Consider the following 4,823-nt stretch of genomic DNA (forward strand, 5'->3'; position numbering starts at 1 on the left):
TGTCCATTTCCTGGAACTGGATCCGTTTCTTCTCCTGCTCGAGTTCCAGCTGGGCAGTTTCGAACTGCTGCTGCTGGTGGTAGATTTCGCCGCCGGCTTTCACCCATTCGAGGATCTGGCGGAGCTCGCCACCGTCGAGCCACACGCCGTGATCGCGGCACTTGTCGACGACCACGCCGCTACGCGAACCGAAGTTGATGCGGTTCATCAGCCTCTTGCAGACTGGGCAGTCGATGTAGCCCAGGGGGTATTCGCTGCTGCGCTTGACGTTCTGGAGTTCGTTGAGGCGCGGGGGGTCGATTTCGTAGACATGGGTGACCGCTTTATCCAGCAGCGCTTCCAGCTCGCCGGGATCGAAGAAAAGTCCCAAGCAGCGTTCGCAGCGCTCGATATAGAACGTCTTTCCCAGGCGCAGGTCGATGAGCTGCATGGGGATGTGGCAACGCGGGCAGATCCGCTTGGTTTCGGGCTTTTCGATCGTGTAGCGGTGGATCATCGCCAGGTCGACGTCCTGGCGGGTCTTGCAATATTGGCAGATGAGGAGGCTGCCGCTAAGCGGCGCGCCGCAATTGCAACAGTTCGCCATGGCCCGCCCGCCTCCGTTAAAAGAGAAAGCTAGGACGCGGAGGGTCGGCGCCAATTCGCTTTCGCAGCGGAGTGCAGCGACGTAACGGTCAAGGAGGATTTCCGCTTGGCGACCCAATTGCCGCTGAAGACTTTGTCGGCCGTCTGGTAGCGTTTGCAGGTCCCGCCCATCGTGTTGTCGTCGGTGAACGTTCCGGAATACTCGTAGGTGACGTTGGGAAAGACCAAGTTGAAAGCGACGGTAGAGCCGATGAAGGTGAAGGTGCCGCTGCCGCCCTGGCTGTCACTGACGGTGCCGCTCGCATAGTTGCCACTGAAGGTGGCGTTGACGGTGAACGAGCTGCCGTCGTCGTAGACCTCCGCCAGCACCCAGGTGTCGCGGAGTTTTTTGCCGGCCGTGGCCGTCACGTCGAGGGTGTGGTCATCGTCCATGGTGATGGTGCCGCTGCTGTCGACCACCGTCCCGTCCAGGAGGACGGTCAGATTGAAGTAGCCCTCGGCGACCGCGTAGCTGTAGCTGACCGTGGCCCCCTGCCCATAGTTGAACGTGCCCACCGCCGGCATCCCGCTCACGCCCTCGCCTACGGTGACGGTCAGGCCGCGCTGGATGTTGTCATCGGCATAGGCCTGAAGAGTGTGTTCGCCCGGGCCCAGGGTCAGCGTCCCGCTGGCCGCGACGGCGTTGCCGTTCCAGAGCACGGTCAGGGTGCTGTAGCCTGGCTTCAGGCTGAAGCTGTATTGCATCGTATCGCCGGATACCAGGTTGTAGGTGCCCTGCTCCGGGACTCCGGTCACGCCCTCCGACAGCACGACAAGCACTTTGCTGGCCACCGTTTCCGCCTGCTTGCAGGCGGTGAACGAGAAAATGGCCGCCGCCAGGGCCGCGACCAGGATCGGGAGTATTGTTCTTTTCATGTTTTCCTCGCTTATTGCTACAGATTGATGCCCAGGCCCAATTGCAGGTGCCAGCCGCCCAGGCTGCTGCTGATGTTGTCGATGGTATCGGCGGCGTGCATGTAGCCGATGGCCAGTTCGCCGAAAATGTTCTTGTAAAGCCCATAGGTGAAGGCCAGGTTCGCGCGCAGGCCGATCCCGGCCTGACGGACCGTTTCGGTACTGAGGAGGGCGTTGGTGGTGATGTCGCTGGTCGATTTATCGATGGTATTGGCGATGGAACAGATGCCGATCTCGGCCCGGATGGCGAGTTGCTGCTCGCGCAAGTAGCCGGCGAAAAACCCCAAACCGCCGGCGATGATGCGCTTGGCCACGGTGCGCTCGACGTTGATGTCCTGGGTGAACGCGTTTTTCGAGCTCCAGTCCGCCCAGCTCTCGTTCAACGGGAAATAGCCGTGGCTGCCCCAGACGTAAAGGTTGCCCACCAGCAGGTAGGCGGCCTTTGCTTCATAAAAAATTTTGTATTGCTTGGCCTGGCCGGTATAGTTGTTTGCGGGCAAGGACATGCAATCGCCATAAAGGTTGAATATGAGCTTCCCTCCGGCGGCGAAAGCGGAAGCGGAAAACAAGAAAACCAGCAGAACCACGCCAAGCGACTTTTTCATGCATACCTCCCATTGGATTGCAGCGCTGGAACATTCGGTGCGATATATTTTTTGGATTGTAATGGTAAACAGGCCGAAAAAGGTTTTCTTGCGGCCGGGGCGGGGGCGTTTTTTTTCATTGAAAATACTCCCCCCGACAGATCAGGCGGGTGACATTGTGGATGAAGATGCCCTGCTGCCAGGAAACGGCGATCCGCTCGGCGCCGCAATCGATCGCCAGGCTGTCCTGGACCCGACCCAGCCGCCGCAAAACGGCGAATACCGCGGCACTGCCGGTGGAAGAGGCCTGGGTCGGTCCGACCCCCCGCTCATAGAAAAAGACATGACAAGAATTGGGGGCAGTGACATGGACGAATTCCACGTTGACCTGGAAAGGAAAATGGCGGTCATGGGCGAGCTTTTCCCCCAAAGCCGGAAGCGTTTCAACCGCCGGCTCCTCCGGGCAGATAACGACGGCGTGCGGATTGCCGACCGAGACCGGATAAAACTCCAGTCCGGCCACGGCATAGCGGTCCTGCTTTTCCTTCAAGAACGGGAACGAGCGCAGATCGAAAAAATCGGGCGCGCCGATCTCGACCCGCAATTGGAACACGGGGCCGTCACGGCCCAGCCAGGCCACCTGCCGCGGACCGCTGCGGGTAAGGAGAAGCAGCGGCGAGGAGGCCAGGCGGCGCTCGAAAAGGACGGCGGCCAGGCCGGCCATGCCGTTGCCCGACAACTCCGCCTCGCCGCCGTCGCGGTTATGGATTTGAAAGTGGATGCCGTCATCGGCCAGGCGGTAGAAGACCACCCCGTCGGCGCCGACGGCGCGGTACCTGGCGCAGATATCCTTGACCAAGAAGCGCTTGTCGGCCCCGGGAGCCGGCAGATCGTTTTCGTCGATCTCGATGAAATCGTTGCCGAAGGAGCTGGTCTTGTAAAAAATCATTCTGGCAGCGGGAAACGGACATAGACCTCGTCGCCGTTACGGTTGATCAGCAGCAACACCATGGAGCCGCTGTGCCGGCTGGACAGGATGCGCTTGAACTGCTCCACGCTTTCGACTTCGCTGCGGTTGACGGCCAGGATGACATCGCCCGGCTTGAGGCCGTTTTCAGCCGCCACGCCGCCCCGCTCCACGTTCTCGATGACCAGGCCCTTGGCGGTCTTCAATTCGTATTCGCGCGCCAGGGCCGGCGTGTTCTTGATCAGGTCCATGCCCAGGTTCAGGCTCTTGCTCTCGGCGGCGGCCTGTTCGCGGATCGAATCGGGCGCTTCGCTGACCTTGATCTTGACCGACTGCTTGTCGCGGTTGCGGTAGATGGTGACCGTGATCTCGTCGCCGGGGTTGGAATTGGCGATCTCCATCTGCAGGTCGGCCGCGGCCTTGACCTCCTTGCCATTGATGGCCACGATGAGGTCGTAACGCTTCAGGCCCGCTTTCTGGGCCGGGGAATTGTCCTCCACCTTCATGATCAGCGCCCCGGCCGTGGCCAGTTCCAAATCCTTGGCGTCGCTTTCGGAAACGTCCTGGATCTGGATGCCGAACCAGCCGCGCACCACCTTGCCTTTGGACTTCAGGTCGGCGACCACTTTCTTGGCCATATTGGTCGGGATGGCGAATCCGATGCCGATGTTGCCGGAAGTGGGCGTCAGGATGGTCGAGTTGATGCCGATGGCTTCGCCCTTCATATTGATCAGCGGCCCGCCCGAGTTGCCCATGTTGATGGCGGCGTCGGTCTGCAGGAAATCCTCGTACTGGGCCAGCCCGAGCTGGCGGCCCTTGGCCGAGATGATGCCGGCGGTGACCGTCGATACCTGGCCGAAGGGGTTGCCGATGGCCAGCACCCATTCGCCGACCTCCACGGCGCTGGAATCGCCGAGGTCGAGGTAGGGGACGTTCTTGACGTTAATCTTCAGCAGGGCCAGGTCGGTCTTGGGGTCGGTGCCGATGATCCTGGCGGTGTATTCATCCTTGTCGATGGTCATTATCTTGACCTTGACCGCATCCTTGACCACGTGGTTGTTGGTCAGGATGTAGCCGTCGGCCGAGATGAAAAAGCCCGAGCCTTCGCCCGAACGCTTCTCCTGGCGCTGCGGGGCGTTGAAAAACTGGTCGAAGAAGTCGTCGCCGAACATGGAGCGGCTCTGCACGATCGATTCGGAGATCACCTTGACCACCGCCGGCTTGACCTTCTTGACGATGGCCACGAAATTGGGGGCCACGGCCGGCGCGGCCAGCGATTCGGCCCTGACAACGGCCTGGCTCAATACCGGCTGGTTGTTCGCCGCTTTCTGCAGGAAACCGAAACTCAACGCGAAAAAGATCGCCCCGGCCAGGAAACTGGCTCCGGCGACTATGCCGATTTTTTTCATGGTATCCTCCTATGTTACAGAAATAAGACGCAAAAAATCGAAAAAAAGTTTCATGTTTTGCCCAAGCTCTGAATGAAATTGATGATGCCCAGGTACAGCCCGGCGGCGATGGCCTGGCGGTAGGCCGGTTGCGCCAGGCGGCTGGCCTCGTCGGCGCAGCTGAGGAACGAAACCTCCACCAGCGCCGAGGGCATCTGCGCACCCAGCAGGACGTAAAAGGGGGCTTTTTTCACCCCCAGGTCCTCGATGGCCGCGTATTTTGCCTTCAGGTTGCTGACGATGTTTTCCTGGATGTACTGGGCCAATATCCTGGATTCGGCGATC

At 60.3% G+C, this 4,823-nt stretch carries 6 protein-coding genes; all 6 read right to left on the reverse strand.

Features of this window, described 5'->3' with window-relative positions; genetic code table 11:
• Positions 1 to 586: zf-TFIIB domain-containing protein (locus NTW95_08930; GenBank protein MCX6557534.1), on the reverse strand; the 586-nt coding region annotated here is incomplete at its 3' end.
• Between the two features lie 29 nt (positions 587 to 615).
• Complete coding sequence (locus tag NTW95_08935) at positions 616 to 1,500, reverse strand: hypothetical protein (GenBank protein MCX6557535.1); 885 nt, start codon at positions 1,498 to 1,500, stop codon at positions 616 to 618.
• Between the two features lie 17 nt (positions 1,501 to 1,517).
• Positions 1,518 to 2,144 (reverse strand): hypothetical protein, encoded by a 627-nt coding sequence (locus tag NTW95_08940; protein MCX6557536.1) that lies wholly within the window; start codon positions 2,142 to 2,144, stop codon positions 1,518 to 1,520.
• A gap of 115 nt (positions 2,145 to 2,259) precedes the next feature.
• Positions 2,260 to 3,072, reverse strand: a complete 813-nt coding sequence (dapF, locus tag NTW95_08945; protein MCX6557537.1) for a diaminopimelate epimerase — start codon at positions 3,070 to 3,072, stop codon at positions 2,260 to 2,262.
• The gene (locus NTW95_08950; protein ID MCX6557538.1) at positions 3,069 to 4,499 is read right to left on the reverse strand and encodes a Do family serine endopeptidase; all 1,431 of its coding nucleotides are present in this window, start codon (positions 4,497 to 4,499) and stop codon (positions 3,069 to 3,071) included. Before NTW95_08950 ends, dapF begins: the two co-directional genes overlap by 4 nt.
• 50 nt (positions 4,500 to 4,549) lie before the next feature.
• The coding region (locus tag NTW95_08955; GenBank protein MCX6557539.1) for an N-acetylmuramoyl-L-alanine amidase at positions 4,550 to 4,823 on the reverse strand (274 nt) is incomplete at its 5' end.

It is taken from the genome of Candidatus Aminicenantes bacterium, assembly GCA_026393795.1.
In the GTDB taxonomy this organism is placed as follows: Bacteria; Acidobacteriota; Aminicenantia; order UBA2199; family UBA2199; genus UBA2199.